We start from the raw sequence: 18,574 nt of genomic DNA on the forward strand, positions 1-18,574 counted from the left end.
ATTGCCGACATCGCGGAGGAACGGACATGACCGCAGGGCTCTGGGAGCTGGTACACGACGAGCGCGAAGCGCTGGCAGCTGATCTGTCGGGGCTTTCCGAGGAGCAGTGGTCGACGCCGTCGCTCTGCGAGGGGTTGACCGTGCGGGAGGTGCTCGCGCACATCACCGCAGGCGCGAGCTTGAACCCCGTGCAGTGGTTGGCGGGCGTGATCCGCTGCCGCTTCGACTTCGACAGGCAGGTGGCCATGCGGTTGGCCGAGCACCTGGGCGCGGACGGGGCCGAGACTCTCGACCGGTTCCGCCGCACCGTCACGAGCAGGACGAAGCCGCCGCTGCCCGTGATCGCGATGCTCGGCGAGGTCGTCGTGCACGGCGAGGACATCCGGCGGCCGCTGGGCATCCACCGCGACCACCCGATCAGCACCATCACGCAGGTGGCCGAGTACTACCGCGGCTCCGACCTCGTAGTCCGGGCGAAGGGCCGGATCGGCGGGCTGCGGCTCGCCGCGACCGACGGGCCGTTCGAGACCGGCACCGGGCAGCTCGCTTCCGGCACCACCCTGGCGCTGACCATGGCGATGGTCGGTCGCGCGGCGTACTGCGAAGACCTCGAAGGCGACGGCGTCGCAGCGCTCCGCTCCCGCTAAGCGGTCACCCCGGTGCCGATCGGGCAGGAGACGCCGGTGCCGCCGAGGCCGCAGTAGCCGTTCGGGTTCTTGGCGTCGCTCAGGTACTGCTGGTGGTAGGTCTCCGCGTAGTAGAAGGCCTCCAGCGGGGCGATCTCGGTGGTGATCTCGCCGCGGTTCGCCGCGCTGAGGGCCTGCTGGAACACCTCGTGGCTGGCCTCCGCCTCGGCGCGCTGGGCGTCGTCGGTGAGGTAGATCGCCGAGCGGTACTGGGTGCCGAGGTCGTTGCCCTGGCGCATGCCCTGGGTCGGGTCGTGGTTCTCCCAGAACACCTTCAGGACCTGGGCGTAGCTGATCACCTTCGGGTCGAACACGACCAGCACCACCTCGGTGTGGCCGGTGCGGCCGGAGCAGACCTCTTCGTAGGTCGGGTTCGGGGTGTACCCGCCCGCGTAGCCGACCGCGGTGGTCCACACCCCCTCGGTGCGCCAGAAGACGCGCTCCGCGCCCCAGAAGCAGCCCATGCCCACGACCGCCGTGGCGTAGCCGTCCGGGAACGGCGGGACGATCCGGCGATCGGGGTGCACCGCGTGGAACTCCGCCACCGGCAGCGGGGTGTCCCGTCCGGGCAGGGCCGCCGCCTGGTCGATCAGGCTCGTCTTGTCACCGAAAAGCGCCATGTTCCCGAGGGTACGCCTCGATCAGCGGCGGTCCTGGTGCTTGGGATGGGGGCGGGTCTCCTCGTCGGGGCTCGGCGGGGGCTCCGGGCGCGCGTGGCGGCCGGTGCCCGCGCGGCGGGCCGGTGGGCGCGGCCGGCCCGGCGGCGTCTGCCGGGGTTCCACGTCGCCGGACAGGCGCTTGGCCAGCGCGGAGTCCTCCGGGAGCGGGGTCGCGCGGCGACGCGGCGGGGCGTCGAGCGGACGCTGCGGGCGCGGGTACGGGCGTCCCGGTGCCGCGCCGTTGCGGGGTTCGGACGCGCCGTGGCGACCGCTCGGCGGTGCGTCCGCCGACGGGCGGGCGATTCCGGTCGGCATCGAGCCGCGGTCCTGCGGTGCGCCGTTGCGCGCCTCCAGCGGGCGGACCGGCCCGTCCGCCCGGTTCGGCAGGGAGTCCGCGCGCCGCCTGCGGCCGACGCTGACGTCCGGGCGCGGTGCGGCGGGCTGGTCGGACGGCTTCACGTCGCCGATCGGCCTGACCCGGCGCGGCTGGTCGGCGTCCTCCGCCCTCCGGCGCGGGCGGTCGGCGTCCGGCACCGGCGTACCGCGGGGCGGCGTCGGCGGACGAGGCCGGTCGTCCTGCGACGGCGTGCCACGAGGTGGTGTGGATGGGCGGTCGTCCTGCGACGGCGTGCCGCGGGGCGGGGTGGGCGTGCGGGGACGGCCCGGGCGGCCGACCGGGGTCACCTTCGTGGTCGCCTCCGGGGCCGGTTTCGCGTCGGGCTCGTCGTCCTCCTCCGGCTCGTCGGGTTCCTCGACGTCGGCCGGCTCCTCCTTCTTCTTCGGGGCCGGGGTGAGGTAGTGCCGCAGCTTCATCGTCGGGTCCTCGATGAACTTCCACGACAGCGTGCCGATCACGTAGGCCAGCGGTGCGGCGCAGATCAGCATCAGCCACTGGTTGCGGACGCCCGCCATGGCCAGCAGCTGCTGGATCGGGAAGCCCCACACGTACACGCCGTAGCTGCCGTTGACCCACACCCCGGGGACGGTCAGCCGGGCGGGCCAGTAGTGCCCGGCCAGCACCACCGCGTAGCTGACCACGAAGACCATCAGGAAGGAGCCCGCGATGCTGTTGGGCATCAGCGCCAGCACCACGAGCCCGGCGCCCGCGGCCAGCGGCGACAGCGGGATCCGGTAGAGGTTCAGCACCACGCCGAAGGCGAAGGCGACCAGGAACGCCACCAGCGACTCGACCGGGACGCTGAGCAGCGAACCGGCCGACTCCGAACCGGGGATCTCGTCCAGGTACCGGTCCCAGATGACCAGCCCGACCAGCGCGACCACCACGATCCAGCGGTACTTGTCCTTGCCCGCTCCGACCACCAGCAGCAGGAACAGCCCGGCGTAGGCGAGCAGCTCCATCGGCAGCGTCCACAGCGAGCCGTTCACCGCGTCCGGCCACGGGTTGTCCGCGAACACCCCGGGCAGCTCGTGCTTGAGCGTGAGCATCCCGGCGTTGTTGACGATGTAGCCCCAGGTGCCGTGCGCGGCGAAGTAGTCGCCCGCGGACAGGGTGGTGACCAGCGGGCCGATGATCAGCGCCATGGCCAACGTCACGGTCAGCATCGGCGGCCACAGGCGCAGGACCCGCTTCGCGGCGAACCTGCCCAGGTGCGGGTCGCGGAGCCAACTCTCCGTGATCTGGAAGCCGCTCATCGCGAAGAAGCCCATCAGGACGCCGTCGTCGGGCCGCAGCGCCCAGTCCTTCGAGAACAGCACGCCCTCGCCGGCCAGCGGTGAGCTGTGACCGTAGATGACCAGCACCGCGCCGATCATCCGGATCCAGGCGAAACCGTGGTGCGGCTCGGCGAACAACTCCGGACGGGTGTGCACGACCCGCGCATCACCCACCCAGATCACCCCATCAAGTCAATGCCCCCGCCAGAGAGGTCAACGCTGCGTAGCCTAGCTGGGGGCGAGGCGGTTGGGGACCCATTACCTCTTTGCCGCCCGGGACGACCAGACCGGGGGCCGGATCGTTATCCGGCCGGTGCCCCGCAGCCCACCGACCGGGTGCCAGAATGGCGATCGATCGCATGTGGGGGCGTTCGCTGTTCAATCCGGAAAGGGCGCATCGGTGACCTGGCAAGACGAGTTGCAGAATCTCGACGCCGAACTCGCGGCGGGTCGGATTTCCGCCGAGGAGTACCGCCAGCGGCGGGACGCCGTGCTCGGTCGCGCTCAAGGGGGGCAGAACGGACCTGCTTCCGGCGGATTCCCGCAGCAGCAGCCCGGCACTCCGTCGGGCGGTCTTCCGCAGCAGCCCGGTACGCCGGCCGGAGGGACTCCGCAGCAGCAGGGCAACCCGTTCCCGCCGGCCTTCAGCTGGGGAGACGCGGCTGCGCAGGGGGCGCAGCCGCAGCAGCAGGCCCAGCCGCAGCAGGTCTCGGGCGACGCCACGCAGGTCGTGCCGAACCCGATCGCGAACGCTCCGCAGCCGCCGCCGCAGAGCGACTCCGAGAGCACCCAGGTCGTCAACCTCAACCAGCAGCAACAGCAGTGGCCCGCGCAGCAGCCGCAACCGCAGCAGCCGCAGTGGGGCCCGCAGCAGGGCTGGGGCGCGGTGGAGAGCACCGGCACCCCGTGGGGCGACGACCTGCCCGGCGGGCAGCCGGAGCACGGTGACGCGGCCTGGATGCGGCAGGGCCCCGAGGTCTTCGACAGCGCGGGCAAGTCCGGCAAGGGCAAGCTCATCGCCGGCCTGTCCATCGGCGGGGTGCTGGTGGTCGGCCTGATCGTCGCGCTGATCTTCTACCTCACCAGCGGTGGCAGCAGCACGCCGCCGGTCGCCGACCCGACGGTGCAGACGCCGGCGCCGCCGACGACCAAGGAGCTGCCCGAGCCGCCCGCGGCCAACCCGAACCCGCCGGCCAACCCGCAGGACGTGTTGGTCGGCGTGGCCGGCCCGGCGCACCCGTGGAACGGTCCGCTGGACCTGCCCGCGCTGCAGGGGGCCAAGTCCGGTGTGCTGCAGCCGCAGGCGGTGCTGGACACCGCGATCCAGAACGGCCTGACCGACGGCTGGTTCACCAAGACCGACGGCCCGCCGCAGGTCACGCTGCTCGCGCTGCGCATGCCGAGCCCGGACGCGGCCAGCACCGTGGTGCAGAAGTACCTCGACGCGCAGCAGGGCCTGGCCGTCGAGGAGGACCTGTCGTACAAGGGCGTCGAGGTCGTCTCCACCGGCAGCACCTTCCGCACCGCCTACGTGGCGCACGGCTGGGTGGTCATCATCGACTCCAGCGGTGAGCAGGCCGAGCAGACCTTCAAGGACGTGCTCTCCCAGCAGCTCGCCAAGACCCCGCCGACCGTCCGCGACTGACGTTCGAAGAGCCTGTCGGCGTAGCCGTCCGCGCCTGTGCAAGCGGCGTCAGCCGCTTCGAGTACGCACGCAGCTCGCACCGCCACCAGCAGAGCAATGAAGCGAAGCGGCCCGTCCTCCTCGGTTCGAGGGGACGGGCCGCTTCGCTTCTGTCAGGCCTCGTGGTCGGTGGTCTTGAGGAGCTCTCGCAGGGTGGCTCGGGAGACGTCCGGGCCGAACTGGGCGGCGATGCCGGACTTGCCCGCCTCCGCCAGTCGCTGCCAGGTCTCGTCGTCGCTGAGCAGCCGGATCACCTCAGCGGCCAGGCCCGGCGCGTCGTCGGCGACGAGCACCTCCTTGCCGTGCTCCAGGTGCATGCCCTCGACCGCCACCGTCGTGCCGACCACCGGCACCCCGAGGCTGAGGCTCTCGCCGACCTTGCCCTTGACGCCCGCGCCGAACCGCAGCGGTGCCAGGGTCACGCGGCTGCGCGCGTAGTGCGGCTCCAGCTCGGCGACCCAGCCGTGCACCTCGACACCGGGCCCGGCCAGCGCGCGGACCTCGTCGGTCGGGTTGCTGCCGATCACGTGCAGCACCGCGTCCGGGCACTCCTCGCGCACCAGTGGCATGATCTCGCGGGCCGCCCAGCGCGCCGCGTCGACGTTCGGCGGGTGGTCGAAGCTGCCCACGAACACCACGTCCTGGCGGCCGGCGGGCTGCGCCGGGCTCCAGTCCACCTCGTGGACGTTGGACAGCACGCGGACGTCGGCTTCGGGGACGAGCTCGCCCAGCAGCTCCCGCTCCGCTTCCGAGACCACCAGCGTGACGTCGCACGCCCTGGCCAGGCCGAGCTCCATCTGCCGGGACGCGAAGGCCTTGCGGCGCAGGGCCTCGGCCTTGTCCACGTCGCCCTGCCGCTCGGCGACCTCGGCCTGCCGCTCCAGCCGGAGGAAGTGCACGTCGACGGTGTCGTAGGCGATCACCGCCTGCGGCGCGCAGGTGCGCAGCTCCTCCACCAGGCTCCAGGCGACCTGCGGGCGCGACAGCAGCGCCAGCGAGATCTCCGAACCGGCCTCGTGCAGGAACGCCTGCTGCAGCTCCGGCGCGGGCAGGACGGTGACGCCGAGCTGCTGCAGCTCCGTGGTGTAGGGCTCCAGGTGCGCGTGGTTGGCCGGGAAGAACACCACCCGGCAGCCGAGCTCGACGAACTGCTCCAGCACGCGGCGGATCCGCACCGAACCGGAGTCGAAGTCCGGGCGCGGCACCTGGTGGTCCTTGACCAGCACGATCGGCCCGTGGTGGCCGCGGGTGCCGCGGTGGCGGGCCAGCCAGAGGTTGCGCGGCGAGGCTTCCGGCAGGTGCTCGGCGGCGAGCGTGTCGGCCCACTTCGCCACGAAGGCCTTGCGGTTGATCTCCTGGTGCTTCTTCACCCCGGTGCTGATGTCGGTGCCGTTGGACACGCCCTCGTGGTGCACCACGACGGCCTTCGGCTGCACCACGGTCCGGTAGCCGGCCGCGCGCACCGCGAACGCCAGGTCGGTGTCCTCGTAGTAGGCGGGCGCGAAGCGGGAGTCGAAGCCGCCGACCTGCTGGAACACGTCGTTGCGGACCAGGATCGCGGCCCCGGAGCAGTAGTCGACGTCGCGGACCACGTTGAACTCGGCGCCACCGGGGTCGGTGTTGCGGCCGTAGTTCCAGCCGTTGCCGTCGGCCCACACGATGCCGCCGGCCTCCTGCAGCCTGCCGTCCGGGTAGACCAGCTTGGCGCCGACCAGCCCGATGCGGTCGTCGGAGCGGATCGTGTCCATCAGGACGTCGAGCCAGGACTCGGTGACCTCGGCGTCGTTGTTCAGGAAGAACAGGTACTCGCCGCGGGCGTGCTCGGCACCGAGGTTGCAGGCGCCGATGAACCCGAGGTTGTGCTCGGCGCGCACCAGCCGCACGCCTTCGCAGGCGGCGAGCTTCTCGGCGCTGTCGTCCGGTGAGGCGTCGTCGACGACGATCACCTCGAACGGCACCGAGACCACGTGCCCGCCGAGGAACCGCAGGCACTGGCGGGTGTACGGCCACTTGCCGTGGACCGGCACGATCACGCTGACCAGCGGCTGGTCGCTGCGCGGCACCGGCAGCGGGCCGGTCTCGACGACCGCCTCGGCCTGCACGACGCCCGGCTTGCGGCCGAGGACGATCTCGTAGGCGTCGCGGCGCGCGGTCCCGCGCGGCGCCACCCGCTCCACGACCTTGCGGTACTTCGTCACCGCGCGCTGCACCAGCGCGGAGTTCTGCGCCGCCAGCTCGGCGTTCGCCTCGCCGAGCTCCGCCGCCTGCCGCTCGGCGTCCGCTACGCGTCCTTCGAGCCGCGCGACGGTGTCGCGCAGCCACTCGATGCGCGCCGCGTCGCGCTCCGCGCTCTCGTGGCGCTCGCGCAGCTCGCCGCCGAGGCGGTCGAGCTCCGCTCGCAGCTTCGCCTGCTCGTGAACTCCCTGGTCGGCGCGCTGCTCCTCGCTCTTGCGCAGCTCTTCGAGCCGCCCTATCACGCTCTTGAGCTCGTCGGCCTCGCCGCGGCTGCGCTGGTAGAGGTCGTTGAGCTTGGCGACGTCGGCGACCGCGGCGTCGCGCTGCTCGATGATCGGTGCGACGTCTCCGCTGCGGCGGGCGAGGGTGAGCTGTGCGTCGGTGAGCAGGGCCGCGGCGGGCAGCTTCGGCAGGTGCTTGTCGGAGGCGATGCCGAGCAGGTAGGTGTGCGGCACGCCCTGCTGGACGGTCCAGCCGTCCTCGCCGGGGTTGATGGTCTGGAGCCGGACGCCTTCGACCGCGGTGTCCAGATCGCCGGGGTCGGCGGGGGTGAGCAGCGAGCCGACCGTCACGTTCTGCTTGAGCACCGCCACGTGCCGGAACGCGCCCTCCAGCAGCGATTCGTACTGGTCGGCGGTGAGTTCCTTGACGTGGTACGGGTTGTCGTTGCCGTGCTCGTGCGAGTAGACCGCCGTGTCCGGGGTGCTGCTGAAGAACAGCCCGCCCTGCGCCAGGCGCGACTTGACCAGCGCCAGCACGGCGTCGTGGTCCTCGACGTGCTCTATGGCCTCGAAGCAGACGATCACGTCGAAGGGCTTGGCGTCGGCGAGCAGGTCGGAGTCGGTGATCGAGCCGAGCTGGAAGGTGACGTCGCGGCTGCCGTACTTGCGCTGCGCGTGCTCGACGGTGTCGGCGTCGATGTCCACGCCCACCACCTCGGCGCCTTCGGCGGCCAGCAGCGCGGCGCCGTAGCCCTCGCCGCAGGCGAGGTCGAGCACCCGCTTGCCGCGCACGAACCGGGCGGCCATCGCGTAGCGGTGGTAGTGCTCGTAGATGACTTGGACGTCATCGGTCCACGGCACGCACCGCTCGCCGGTCCACTCGATCAGCCGCTCGTCCTTCGGGTCCCTCGCCACGTACCGCAGGTTATCGCCCGGATCTCGCCCCCGTGCCGATACGTCCGAACCCGTTGCACGACGTCGCGCTCCGGGGGCGGAGGGTGTCGATTTCGCACGAAATCGACACCGCCCCGGGTGACGGGGTCAGCGGGGTTCGCCGATCCAGCGGAACCAGGCTTCGCCGTCCTGGACGTGGAGGAGGAACTCCACCACCGGGCCGTGCGGGGAGACCAGGGTCAGGGCCTCGTTGATGCGGTCGTAGATCTGCGCCCACGCCTCCCAGTCGTCGTCGGACTCGCAGAGTTCGAGCTCGGCGGCGAACAGAGGCGCGAACTCGGCGAACGCCGGTTGTGGCCGGAACGGTCCGGACAGCCACGGGAAGTCCGCCTCGGTGACCTCGATCTCGCCGATCAGCTCTTCGCCGCGGAGCAGCCGCCACGTCTGTCCTGGGATCACGAACCGGACCGTACGCGGCGGTACCGACGGGCTCAGATGAAAAACCTCTCATCCGGCTTTCATGCCGGGTCGCGGAAATGAAGGTCAGAGTGGACGCATGAGGTCGGTTCCCAAGGCGGTTCTGCTGCTCGCGGCGTTGGCGTTGCCCATCGCCGCGGTGCTGGTGAGCTTCGCGCTCACCGACGGACCGCGCACTCCGCAAGTACCCGCCACCGTGCAGATCGGCAGCTCGCCCGGGCCCGACCCCACCACCAGCGCACCGCCCGCACCCACCACGGAGATCCCGCCGCCCGCGCCGGGCAGCGACGACGATGACGACGACGATGACGACGACTGAGCCCGCGCCGACCCGGTCGTTCCCCAAGCTCCCCACCCGCCGCGGCACGCGGATCCCGGCGCGCGCGCAGATCATGGGCTGGATGCTGCTGGTGCTGGTCGTGGTGCTGCTGGCGGTGGTGCTGATCGTCCGCTCGTTCCTGCACAACGACGTCAACACCCAGATCACGGAATCGCAGGAGCAGGAGGCGCACGAGTTCTCCACGTTCGCCGCCACCGGCCGCGATCCGAACACCGGCCAGCTGATCAGCGCCCCCGACGCGCTGTTCGACTCCTACCTGCGCCGCCAGTACCCGGATCCCGACGAGGCGCTGATCGGCGTGTGGCGGACGCCCACCGGTCTGCACACGCTCGCCCAGGAGCAGAACGACCAGATCGAGCGCTTCGCCGAGGACCCGGCGATGGTGCAGCGGATCGTGGACCAGCCCAGCACCTGGGGCGTGGAGGAAACGCCGCTGGGCCGGATGAGCTGGGTGAAGGTGCGGGCCGAGGCCGCGAACAGCGAACCGTCGTGGTTCATCGTCCAGCGCTACACCGACCGGGCGATGGCCGAGGCCGACCGGACCGTGCAGACCCTGCTGCTGGTCAGCGGGATCGGCGTGGCGATCGCGGCGCTGTCGTCGTGGGTGGTCGCCGGGCTGATCCTGGCACCGGTGCGGGCCGTGCGGCAGGCCGCCGCCGAGATCACCGAGCACGACCTGACCAGGCGAATCCCGGTCGAGGGCCGGGACGACATCGCGGCGCTGGCCGACCAGTTCAACGCGATGCTCGACCGGCTGGAGGACGCCTTCCGCATCCAGCGCCAGTTCGTCGACGACGCGGGCCACGAGCTGCGCACCCCGATCACGATCGTGCGCGGCAACCTCGAACTGCTCGGCTACGACCCCGCCGACCGGGAAGAGGTGGTGCGGCTGTGCACCGACGAGCTGGACCGGATGACCCGCATCGTCAACGACCTGCTGATGCTGGCCAAGGCCGACCGGCCCGACTTCGTCACCCCCGCCCCGGTGCCGTTGGCCGAGCTGACCAGCGACATCGAGGCGAAGGTGCGGTCGCTGGCCGACCGCCGCTGGGTGCTCGCCGACATCGGTGAGGGCGACGTGGTGGTCGACGAGCAGCGGGTCACCCAGGCGATGGTGCAGCTCGCGCAGAACGCGGTGCAGCACACCGAGCCCGGTTCGGAGATCCGCGTCGGTTCGTCGCTGGTCGACGGCACCGTCTCGCTGTGGGTGGCCGACCGCGGGCCCGGCGTCGACCCGGCCGAGGTGGAGAAGATCTTCGACCGGTTCACCCACGGCAGCGGCAAGGGCAAGGGCGGTGCCGGGCTCGGCCTGGCGATCGTCAAGGCCATCGCGGACGCCCACTACGGCCGGGTGCGCGTGCTGTCGGAACCGGGCCGCGGCGCGACCTTCCGCCTCGAACTGCCCGCCATCCCCCCGCACATCCCCACCGAGGAGCCCACTCCATGAGCAAGATCCTTATCGCGGAGGACGAGACCCGCATCGCGGCGTTCATCGAGAAGGGGCTGCGCGCCAACGGGTTCACCACCACCGTCGTCGGCGACGGCGACACCGCCCAGGACTACCTGCTCACCGGCGACTTCGACCTGGTGGTGCTGGACCTGGGGCTGCCGGGCAAGGACGGCTTCTCGGTGCTGCGGGCGGTGCGCGCCCAGCACATGACGGTGCCGGTGATCATCCTGACCGCCCGGGACGGCGTGCACGACACGGTGGCCGGGCTGGAGGGCGGCGCGGACGACTACATGACCAAGCCGTTCCGGTTCGAGGAGCTGCTCGCCCGGGTGCGGCTGCGGCTGCGGCCGGTGGACCGGGTGCCGGAGGTGACGGTGCTGCGCGACGGCGAGCTGTCGCTGGACCTGCGCACCCGCCGCGCCCAGGTCCCGAACGGCACGGTGGACCTGACGGCGCGGGAGTTCGCGATGCTGGAGCTGTTCCTGCGGCACTCGGGCCAGGTGCTCAGCCGCGAGCAGATCCTGTCCCACGTGTGGGGCTACGACTTCGACCCGGGCTCCAACGTGGTCGACGTCTACGTGCGGGCGCTGCGCCGCAAGATCGGCGCGGAGCGCATCACCACGGTCCGCGGCATGGGCTACCGCCTCGGCGTCTGACGAGCTCCGCCGTCCGGGGCGGTGGTCAATTTCGTACGAAATTGACCACCGCCCGGGCAGGGCAAAGGCGTCCTGGGTGGGGTCGTGCGTCAGTTTTGCCGGAAACTTATCGGGCATTCCGGGCGCAGCGGGGTGGCAGTTTCCGGCAAAACTGACGCCCCGCACCGGCCCGGCCGGGCTTCGCCGAACCCCTGCGGCACCGGGGTGAACGTCAATTTCGTACGAAATTGACCAGGGCCCGCTCAGGGGGCGTAGCGGAGGATCGCGGCGATGTCCGCGCCCGCCGGGATGTCGTCGCGGCGGACCGCCAGGACGTGGCCGCCGGTGAGCCAGACCCGGCGGGCGATCTCGTCCTGCAGGCCGTAGGTGGACGCGCCGGCCGGTTCGAAGTCCACCGCCCCGGCCTCGTCGATGACGCCCGTCGTCGCGTTGTCGATGTCGACGAACACCGTGTCCACCGCGCCCATCGTCGCGTAGCGGGCCACGTCGGCGATGCCTCTGACCGCCCGGCCCTGCCCGGTGCGCAGGTCGAACAGCCGGTGCAGGTCGCGCAGCCGGTCGGCGTGCAGGTCGTCCAGGACGCTGCGGGCCGCCGAGGCCAGCTCGCGGTCGGTGCTCTCCTCCGGGTTGCCGGTCAGCCCCACCGGCGCCAGCTCGGGAGCACCGCTCACCGAGCGGAAGATGCTCTGCAGCGGTTCGGTGGCGGCCAGGATCAGCGGCACGTCGCCGCGCAGGACCGGGCGCAGCGCGCGGTCGACCTGCCGGGCGAACTGGCGGATGCGCACCTTCTTGCCCTCGTCGGCCTGCAGCCTGCGGATCGGCGAGCGGTCGGCCGGGAACGCCCGGCCCACCGCGCTGTCGATGTCGGTCGGCATCCCGGAGACCTCGATGGCCACCGGGTCCAGCTCGGGCAGCACTTCCAGCAGGCGCACCGAGTTCTGCGCCAGCGCCAGCACCAGCGCGGTGTTCGGGAAGGTGATCGAGCGCAGCAGCGGCTTGAGGTGGAACCGGTCGGAGACCTCGACCGCGGCGCGCAGGTGGGTGGGCAGCCGGAACGTGGTGATCGACTTCGGCGTGGCGAACACCGCGAGGCTGCGCGCCTGGTAGCGGAAGAAGGCCTCGTCGTCGCCGAGGTCGGCGAGCTGGTCGGCCAGTTCGCCGACCTCGTCCTTGTCGGCGCCCGCCGCGCGGAGCTGCTCCAGCACCTCGCCGGTCAGGTTCTTCAGCTCGACCCGTTCGGCCTCCCCGGTGGAGGCCGGATCGGTCGGCAGGTACAGGGACGCGCTGTGCGGGTTGCGCGCGGTCAGCAGCGCATCGACCTGGGAACGCGTCGGGATGTCGGTGTGCAGGATCGCCATCGCAGACCTCCGCGGAACGTCCAGGGCGGCGGCGGTGCGGTGCGGAGCACGTTCCCAACGCCCTGGTAGCCCGTTAGGGTGTCCCTCGTGAACTCGTACTGGCGTCGCGTCACTCCGCCGCCCGCCCGCTGACGGGCGGCGCTCTCGACGGCTGAACCGGCCGTCGCTCACCCTGCTGTGCAGTCCTCCGTCGGTCTTGCCTGAAACCGGCACCGGGAAACCCGCTGCGCGCACGCGCCCCCGTTCGACGCGTCTCCATCGCTCCTCGAACGGAAGAGTTCACCTTGTCGAACCAACTCCTCGAAGCGCCCGCGCGCGCTTCGTTCCGCTCCGGCCCGCTCCTCGTCCTGCTGGCGTCCGCGCTGTGGGGCACCACCGGCACCGCGGCCAGCTTCGCCCCGGCCGGTTCCAGCCCGCTGTCGATCGGCGCCGCCACGATGGGCGTCGGGGGCCTGCTGCTGCTCGCGATCGCGGGCCGTTCCGCCTTCGAAGTGCTGCGCTCCGGCGGGCTGGGCCTGCTCGTGGTGGGCGCGCTGGCGGTGGCCGTCTACCCGCTGGCGTTCTACTCGTCGATGGCGCTGGCCGGGGTCGCGATCGGCACCGTCGTCACGCTCGGGTCGGCGCCGGTGTTCGCCGCGATCCTGGAGCGGGTCGCCGACGGCGTCCGGCTGGACGGCCGGTGGGCGGTGTCGGCCGCGCTGGCGGTGCTCGGCCTGCTGCTGATCACCGGTGGCGGCTGGGCCGGCGCCGGCGCGAGCACCCTGCTCGGAGTGCTGCTCGGCCTGCTCGGCGGCGCCGGGTACGTCGTGTACTCGTGGTCGGCGTCGCGGATGATGCGCCGGGGCCACGGGTCCCGCGCGGTGATGGGCGCGATGTTCGGCGCCGGTGCGGTGATCCTGCTCCCGGTGCTCGCGTTCACCGGCGGGCCGCTGCTGTCCTCGCCGTCCGGGCTGGTGGTCGCCGGCTACCTGGCGGTGATTCCGATGGGGCTGGCCTACCTGCTGTTCGGCGCCGGGCTGCGCCGCACCTCCACCAGCGCGGCGACGACGCTGAGCCTGCTGGAACCGGTGGTCGCCGCGATCCTCGGCGTGCTCGTCGTCGGTGAGCGGTTGGGTGCGGGCGCGTGGTGCGGGACGGTGCTGATCGGAGCCGGATTGGTGCTGGTCAGCACCCGTCGGTAGCGGTTGTGCACAGCTGTGGATAACTTTGCGCCACAGCAGCCCCACGGAGGGGAGTTCTCGCTGGTCACACCCCTGTGGACAAAGTTGTCCACAGGGGTGTGGACAACCGTCGAGGGGAACATGAACGCCCCCTCATGAACCGTTCACGCACATCTCAGCGGGGCGTCCGATCGTGGACACCATGAACGGCGACCACGACACCGAACGGGTGCGCACCGACTACGCCACTCCGGCGCGCACCGTCCGCAACGTGTCCGAACCGCACCGCGAGCGCGGCTGGGCCGTCGCGATCACCGCGGGCGCCGTCCTGCTGTTCGCGGTGGCGGCCGTCTTCACCGCACCGGAGACCACCGGCCCCGATGAGCTGAGCCAGTCCGGGCTGATCACGCTCCTGGTGTTCACCGCCGCGGTCATCGGCTGGATGAGCAACCGGCTCGACGACACCTTCGTCGCGCTCGCCGCGGCCGCCGCGCTCGTCGTGCTGGGCGCGCTGGACGCCGAGGAGCTGTTCGAGACGCTCGGCGACGACCAGATCTGGCTGCTGGTGGCGGCGTTCGTGCTGGCCGCCGGGATCAACCGGACCGGGCTGCCCGCCCGGCTGGCCGTCGCGCTGGTCGGCAGGGCCCGGTCGGCCCGCGGCCTGTTCCACCTGATCACCCTCGGCCTGCTGGTCACCGCGCTGCTGATCCCGAGCACCAGCGGTCGCGCCGCGCTGGTGCTGCCCATCTACAGCGCGCTGGCCGGGGTGTTCGCCGCCCGACCGCGCCTGGTGCGGGCGCTGGCCCTGCTGTTCCCGACCGTGGTGCTGCTGTCGGCGATCGCGACGCTGGTCGGCGCGGGCGCGCACCTGATCACCAGCCAGATCCTGGACGCGACGATCGACGAGGGCATCAGCTTCGCGCAGTGGCTGCTGTGGGGCCTGCCGTTCGCGGCGATCAGCTCGCACCTGGCCGCCGAGCTGGTGCTGCTGCTGTTCACCAAGCACTCGGACCGCCGCGAGCAGCTGCGCGTCGACGCCGCTGAACTGCGCGCGCGGCTGAACGTGCCCGAGCAGATGCAGCGCACCGAGGTCCGGGCGGTCACGATGCTCGTCGCCGTGGTGGTGCTCTGGAGCACCGAATCGCTGCACGACCTGTCGCCTGCGCTGGTCGCGCTGGGCGGGGCGCTGCTGATCACCTCGCCGCGCTTCGGCACCGTGCGGATCGGCAAGGCCATCGGTGACATCCCCTGGTCGTTGCTGCTGTTCATGGCCGCCACCGCCGCGCTCGGCACCGCGCTGACCTCGTCCGGCGCCGCCGGATGGCTCGCGTCGAAGGTGCTCACCGGCAACGACGTGGTGACCCTGCTGATCACGGTCGTCCTGCTCAGCACCGCCGCGCACCTGCTGGTGCAGTCGCGCTCCGCGCGGTCCTCGGTGCTGATCCCGCTGGTCGTGCCCGCGGCGCTCGCCGTCGGCGCCAACCCGGTCGCGATGGCCTTCGCCTCGACCGCCGCCGCCGGCTTCTGCCACACCCTGCCGTCCTCGGCCAAGCCGGTCGCGATGTTCGCCCGGCTCGAGGACATCCCCACCTACCAGCCGCGCGACCTGCTCAAGCTCGCCGTGCTGCTCGGCCCCGCGCTCGCCGCGCTCGTCGTCCTGTTCGCCCTGTTCGGCTGGCCGCTGCTCGGCCTGCCGCTGCTCTGAAGATCCACAGTGGAGGAGATTGTCATGCTGCGCTTCGCCGTCGCCCCGAGCGGTTTCAAGGAATGCCTGGCCGCCGACGGAGTCGCCGCCGCAATCCGGACCGGGATCCGCCGGGTGGTGCCGGGCGCGATCGTCGACAGCATCCCGCTGATCGACGGCGGCGAGGGTTCGGCGCGCCTGCTCGCCCGCTCCACCGGCGGTGAGCTGGTGCCGGTCACCGTCACCGGCCCGGTCGGCGCGCCGGTGGAGGCGCACTACGCGCTGCTCGACGAGCGCACCGCGTTCGTCGAGATGGCCGCCGCCGCAGGGCTTTCACTGGTGCCGCCGGGTCAGCGGGATCCCGGTGCGACCACCAGTCGCGGCGTCGGCGAGCTGATCTCGGCCGCGCTCGACGCCGACGTGGAGAAGATCATCGTGGGCTGCGGGGATTCCGGCATCTGCGACGGCGGCGCGGGCGCGCTGCGGGCGCTGGGCGCGCGGGTGCTCGACGCCGGTGGCGCGGAGATCGGCGAGGGCGGCGCGGAGCTGCTGCACGCCCGGCACCTCGACGTCAGCGGCCTGGACCCGCGGGTGTCCGAGGTGGACATCGTCGTCGCGGTGAACCCGGAGAACGTGCTGTGCGGGCCGAACGGCGTCGCCCGCCGCTACGGACCGCAGAAGGGTGCCTCGCCGGAGCAGGTCGAGCAGCTGGCCGCCGCCATGCAGATCTGGGCGGACCTGCTGCGCAAGCACAGCGGCGTCCGCTACGCCGAGCTCTCCGGCAGCGGCGCGTCGGGCGGCCTGGGCGCGGGTCTGGCCGGAGTGCTCGGCGCGAAGCTGGAGTCCCGGTTCGACGTGTTCCTCGAGAGCGCCGACCTGGACCGGCGTCTGGAGGACGCGGACCTGGTCATCACCGCTGAAGGCGCGATCGACGCGTCCACCGCGCTGGGCAAGATCCCGACCGAGGTGGCCCGGCGGGCCAAGCGGCACAGCCGGCCGGTGATCGCCCTGTGCGGCACCATCGGCCCCGGCGCGGACATCAGCTACGACCACGGCATCGACGCGATCACCGGCATCCTGACCGGCCCGGTGGCCCTGGAGGACGCGATCAACCGCGCCCCGGAGCTCATCGCCGACGCCACGGCCCGCAGCCTCCGCATGCTCCTCCTCGGCCGCACCCTCCGCGCCGCCTGATCCTCCGGCGTGCTGTCGAAGCGTGAAGGGCACCTTTCGCCGAGTAACTTGGCGAAAGGTGCCCTTCACCTGCTCCCCGAACGAGTGGCGACCACCGGTGAAGGGCACCTTTAGGCAAGTTAGTTGCTAAAAGGTGCCCTTCACCTCGTTCAGGCGACGCGTCAGCGACCGGCTGCGTAGCCCTGGGCGCCGCGGGCGTTGGCGGCGGCTCGGAGGAGGCCCGTTTCCGGGTCGCGGGAGACCGCCGAGAGGCGGCCGAGGGCCCAGGGGCCCGCGTCCAGGACGTCGTGGCCGCGGCGCTGGAGCTCCGCCAGGGTGTCCGCGCCGAGGCGGGATTCCGCGACCACTCGGCCCGGTTCCCAGGCCCGCGGGTAGAAGGATCCCGGGAAGGCGCCGGTGTGCCAGGCCGGGGAGTCGATCGCCTCCTGCAGGTTCAGCCCGCCGTGGACGTGCGCCAGCCAGAAGCACAACTGCCACTGGTCCTGCTGGTCGCCGCCCGGCGTGCCGAAGGCCAGCGTCGGCACCCCGCCGCGCAGCGCCAGGGACGGGCTCAGCGTGATGCGGGGCCGCTTGCCGGGAGCCAGCGAGTTCGGCAATCCCTCGTCCAGCCAGAACATCTGCGCCCTGCTGCCCAGGCAGAACCCGAGCTCCGGGATGGCGGGCGAGGACTGCAACCAACCGCCGGACGGGGTGGCCGAGACCATGTTCCCCCAGCGGTCCACCACGTCGATGTGCACCGTGTCGCCGCGGGCCTCACCGGTCGGCGACACCGTCGGCTCGCCGATGCCGACGCCGCTCGGGTCCTTCGCCCCGTCCACGCCGCGGTTCTCCGCGATGTGCGCGGACATCACCGGCTGCCGGCCGCCCGGCGCGCCGGGGCGCAGGTCCATCGACGCCCGGTCGCCGATCAGCTCGCGGCGCTCGGCGGCGTACTCGCGGGACACCAGGTCGGTGAGCACGCCGGCGTCGGCGGAGTCGCCGTACCACGCCTCGCGGTCGGCGAAGGCGAGCTTCGCCGCCTCGACGGACAGGTGCACGGTGTCGGCGTCGGCGATCCCGTCGACGTAGCCGATCCGGTCGGCGAAGCCCTCCAGCAGGCGCAACTGCTGCGCCAGCGCCGGGCCCTGCGACCAGATGCCGAACTTCGCCAGCGTCCAGCCGCCGGGCAGGTCGATCGTCAGCGGCGTCTCGTAGCCCGCCTCGAACTCGGCCATGTCCTGCCCGGTGATCACGCCCGCGTGGTCCCGGCCGGAGTTGTCCCGGTGCGGGATCCGCGCGAACTTGTCCACCGCCTCCGCGACGAAGCCCTGCGACCAGGCGCGGCGGGCGGCGTCGATCTGCGCCTCGCGGTCGGCCCCGGCCGCCTCGGCCTCGGTCAGCAGCCGCTCCCAGGTGTCGGCCAGCGCCGGGTTCCGGAGGATGCTGCCCGGTGCGGGAGCGGCGCCGTCGGTCAGCCACAGGTTCGCCGAGGTCTGCCAGTGCTCCCGGAACATCTCCCGGACGGTGTCGATCGTGCTGCTGATCCGCTCCACGATCGGGTAGCCGCCGCGCGCGTAGCCGATCGCGTACTTCAGCACCTCGCGCAGCGTCTTCGTGCCGTGATCGCGCAGCAGCAGGAGCCAGCCGTCCCACGCGCCGGGCACCGTCGTGGCCAGCAGGCCGGTGCCGGGCACCAGGTCCAGGCCGAGTTCGTCGCGGTAGTGCGCCACGGTCGCCCCGGCGGGTGCCGGGCCCTGGGCGGCCAGGGCGCGCGGCCGCGGGTCGTCGGCGGTGGCGAACAGCGCGGGCAGCTCCCCGCCCGGTCCGTTCAGGTGCGGCTCCACGACCTGCAGCACGAGTCCGGCCGCGACCGCGGCGTCGAACGCGTTGCCGTCGTCCTCGAGCACGGCCATGCCCGCGGCGGAGGCGAGCCAGTGCGTGGAGGCGACCATCCCGTGCGTACCGGCGAGTTCCGGGCGAGTAGTGAACACGTCAACTACCTTAAGGTCCCATCACCCGGTTGATCGATAGCCAAAGCAACAATCTCCGGCAACGGCTCCGTTTCCGCTGGTGAGAGCCCGTGAGCACTTTGGGGTGCTATAGAGGTTGTTTGGGATCTTGTTGGGTGGTGTGTGTTAGGCGTGCGAGTTTGCGTGTCATGTGGATGATGGCGGCCCAGCAGACGATGGTGGCGTGGTGTTCGGGGAGGCGTTCGTAGTCGCG

14 protein-coding genes are annotated in these 18,574 nt (G+C 72.0%); 8 read left to right on the forward strand and 6 right to left on the reverse strand.

The features are described 5' to 3' along the window. Window positions 1–26 precede the first annotated feature (26 nt). A complete protein-coding gene (locus OU416_RS18530; RefSeq protein WP_270928233.1) occupies window positions 27–647 on the forward strand; it encodes a maleylpyruvate isomerase family mycothiol-dependent enzyme in 621 nt (206 codons plus the stop codon). On the opposite strand, the gene msrA is transcribed toward OU416_RS18530, so the two are convergent. Further along, window positions 644–1,306 carry a peptide-methionine (S)-S-oxide reductase MsrA gene (gene msrA, locus OU416_RS18535; protein ID WP_270928234.1) on the reverse strand — a complete coding sequence of 221 codons (663 nt, stop codon included), beginning with the start codon at window positions 1,304–1,306 and terminating at the stop codon, window positions 644–646. The two genes, OU416_RS18530 and msrA, sit on opposite strands and share 4 nt — an antisense overlap. 21 nt (window positions 1,307–1,327) lie before the next feature. After that, complete coding sequence (locus OU416_RS18540; RefSeq protein WP_270928235.1) at window positions 1,328–3,202, reverse strand: acyltransferase; 1,875 nt, start codon at window positions 3,200–3,202, stop codon at window positions 1,328–1,330. A gap of 217 nt (window positions 3,203–3,419) precedes the next feature. Here OU416_RS18540 and OU416_RS18545 point away from each other — a divergent pair, with 217 nt between their 5' ends. Beyond that, the gene (locus OU416_RS18545; protein ID WP_270928236.1) at window positions 3,420–4,664 is read left to right on the forward strand and encodes a hypothetical protein; all 1,245 of its coding nucleotides are present in this window, start codon (window positions 3,420–3,422) and stop codon (window positions 4,662–4,664) included. A gap of 152 nt (window positions 4,665–4,816) precedes the next feature. Here the strand turns inward: OU416_RS18545 and OU416_RS18550 are convergent, their stop codons facing one another. After that, entirely contained in the window at window positions 4,817–7,966 is a 3,150-nt protein-coding gene (locus OU416_RS18550) for a glycosyltransferase (RefSeq protein WP_270928262.1), read from the reverse strand. Window positions 7,967–8,200: 234 nt separating this feature from the next. Next, window positions 8,201–8,512 (reverse strand): hypothetical protein, encoded by a 312-nt coding sequence (locus OU416_RS18555; protein WP_270928237.1) that lies wholly within the window; start codon window positions 8,510–8,512, stop codon window positions 8,201–8,203. Window positions 8,513–8,609: 97 nt separating this feature from the next. Here OU416_RS18555 and OU416_RS18560 point away from each other — a divergent pair, with 97 nt between their 5' ends. Genes OU416_RS18560 through OU416_RS18570 form a run of 3 tightly spaced genes read left to right on the forward strand, consistent with a single transcriptional unit; the run spans window position 8,610 to window position 10,976 of the window. Then, the gene (locus OU416_RS18560; protein WP_270928238.1) at window positions 8,610–8,849 is read left to right on the forward strand and encodes a hypothetical protein; all 240 of its coding nucleotides are present in this window, start codon (window positions 8,610–8,612) and stop codon (window positions 8,847–8,849) included. Continuing rightward, complete coding sequence (locus OU416_RS18565; protein ID WP_270928239.1) at window positions 8,836–10,317, forward strand: sensor histidine kinase; 1,482 nt, start codon at window positions 8,836–8,838, stop codon at window positions 10,315–10,317. The genes OU416_RS18560 and OU416_RS18565 overlap by 14 nt, the downstream gene beginning before the upstream one ends. Continuing rightward, a complete protein-coding gene (locus OU416_RS18570) occupies window positions 10,314–10,976 on the forward strand; it encodes a response regulator transcription factor (protein WP_270928240.1) in 663 nt (220 codons plus the stop codon). Before OU416_RS18565 ends, OU416_RS18570 begins: the two co-directional genes overlap by 4 nt. 242 nt (window positions 10,977–11,218) lie before the next feature. On the opposite strand, the gene OU416_RS18575 is transcribed toward OU416_RS18570, so the two are convergent. Next, the gene (locus OU416_RS18575) at window positions 11,219–12,334 is read right to left on the reverse strand and encodes a baeRF11 domain-containing protein (RefSeq protein ID WP_270928241.1); all 1,116 of its coding nucleotides are present in this window, start codon (window positions 12,332–12,334) and stop codon (window positions 11,219–11,221) included. Between the two features lie 284 nt (window positions 12,335–12,618). Between OU416_RS18575 and OU416_RS18580 the strand changes: the two genes are divergently transcribed. The 3 genes from OU416_RS18580 (at window position 12,619) to OU416_RS18590 (ending at window position 16,372) form a co-directional block, all read left to right on the forward strand. Beyond that, the gene (locus tag OU416_RS18580) at window positions 12,619–13,515 is read left to right on the forward strand and encodes a DMT family transporter (RefSeq protein WP_270928242.1); all 897 of its coding nucleotides are present in this window, start codon (window positions 12,619–12,621) and stop codon (window positions 13,513–13,515) included. A 181-nt stretch (window positions 13,516–13,696) separates the two neighbouring features. Continuing rightward, on the forward strand, window positions 13,697–15,199 hold the full coding sequence (locus tag OU416_RS18585; RefSeq protein WP_270928243.1) for an SLC13 family permease: 1,503 nt from the start codon (window positions 13,697–13,699) through the stop codon (window positions 15,197–15,199). A gap of 24 nt (window positions 15,200–15,223) precedes the next feature. Then, entirely contained in the window at window positions 15,224–16,372 is a 1,149-nt protein-coding gene (locus tag OU416_RS18590; RefSeq protein WP_270928244.1) for a glycerate kinase family protein, read from the forward strand. A gap of 161 nt (window positions 16,373–16,533) precedes the next feature. Here the strand turns inward: OU416_RS18590 and OU416_RS18595 are convergent, their stop codons facing one another. Beyond that, entirely contained in the window at window positions 16,534–18,342 is a 1,809-nt protein-coding gene (locus OU416_RS18595) for a gamma-glutamyltransferase family protein (protein WP_270928245.1), read from the reverse strand. Window positions 18,343–18,574: the final 232 nt, after the last annotated feature.

The organism is Saccharopolyspora indica, assembly GCF_027853965.1.
GTDB classification, from domain to species: Bacteria; Actinomycetota; Actinomycetes; order Mycobacteriales; family Pseudonocardiaceae; genus Saccharopolyspora; species Saccharopolyspora indica.

Excerpts from the sequence above, each read along its gene's own strand:
- OU416_RS18530 (WP_270928233.1), top strand. The coding sequence starts at position 27 with ATGACCGCAGGGCTCTGGGAGCTGGTACACGACGAGCGCGAAGCGCTG.
- msrA (WP_270928234.1), bottom strand. The coding sequence starts at position 1,306 with ATGGCGCTTTTCGGTGACAAGACGAGCCTGATCGACCAGGCGGCGGCC.
- OU416_RS18550 (WP_270928262.1), bottom strand. The coding sequence starts at position 7,966 with ATGGCCGCCCGGTTCGTGCGCGGCAAGCGGGTGCTCGACCTCGCCTGC.
- OU416_RS18560 (WP_270928238.1), top strand. The coding sequence starts at position 8,610 with ATGAGGTCGGTTCCCAAGGCGGTTCTGCTGCTCGCGGCGTTGGCGTTG.
- OU416_RS18565 (WP_270928239.1), top strand. The coding sequence starts at position 8,836 with ATGACGACGACTGAGCCCGCGCCGACCCGGTCGTTCCCCAAGCTCCCC.
- OU416_RS18570 (WP_270928240.1), top strand. The coding sequence starts at position 10,314 with ATGAGCAAGATCCTTATCGCGGAGGACGAGACCCGCATCGCGGCGTTC.
- OU416_RS18575 (WP_270928241.1), bottom strand. The coding sequence starts at position 12,334 with ATGGCGATCCTGCACACCGACATCCCGACGCGTTCCCAGGTCGATGCG.
- OU416_RS18585 (WP_270928243.1), top strand. The coding sequence starts at position 13,697 with ATGAACGGCGACCACGACACCGAACGGGTGCGCACCGACTACGCCACT.
- OU416_RS18590 (WP_270928244.1), top strand. The coding sequence starts at position 15,224 with ATGCTGCGCTTCGCCGTCGCCCCGAGCGGTTTCAAGGAATGCCTGGCC.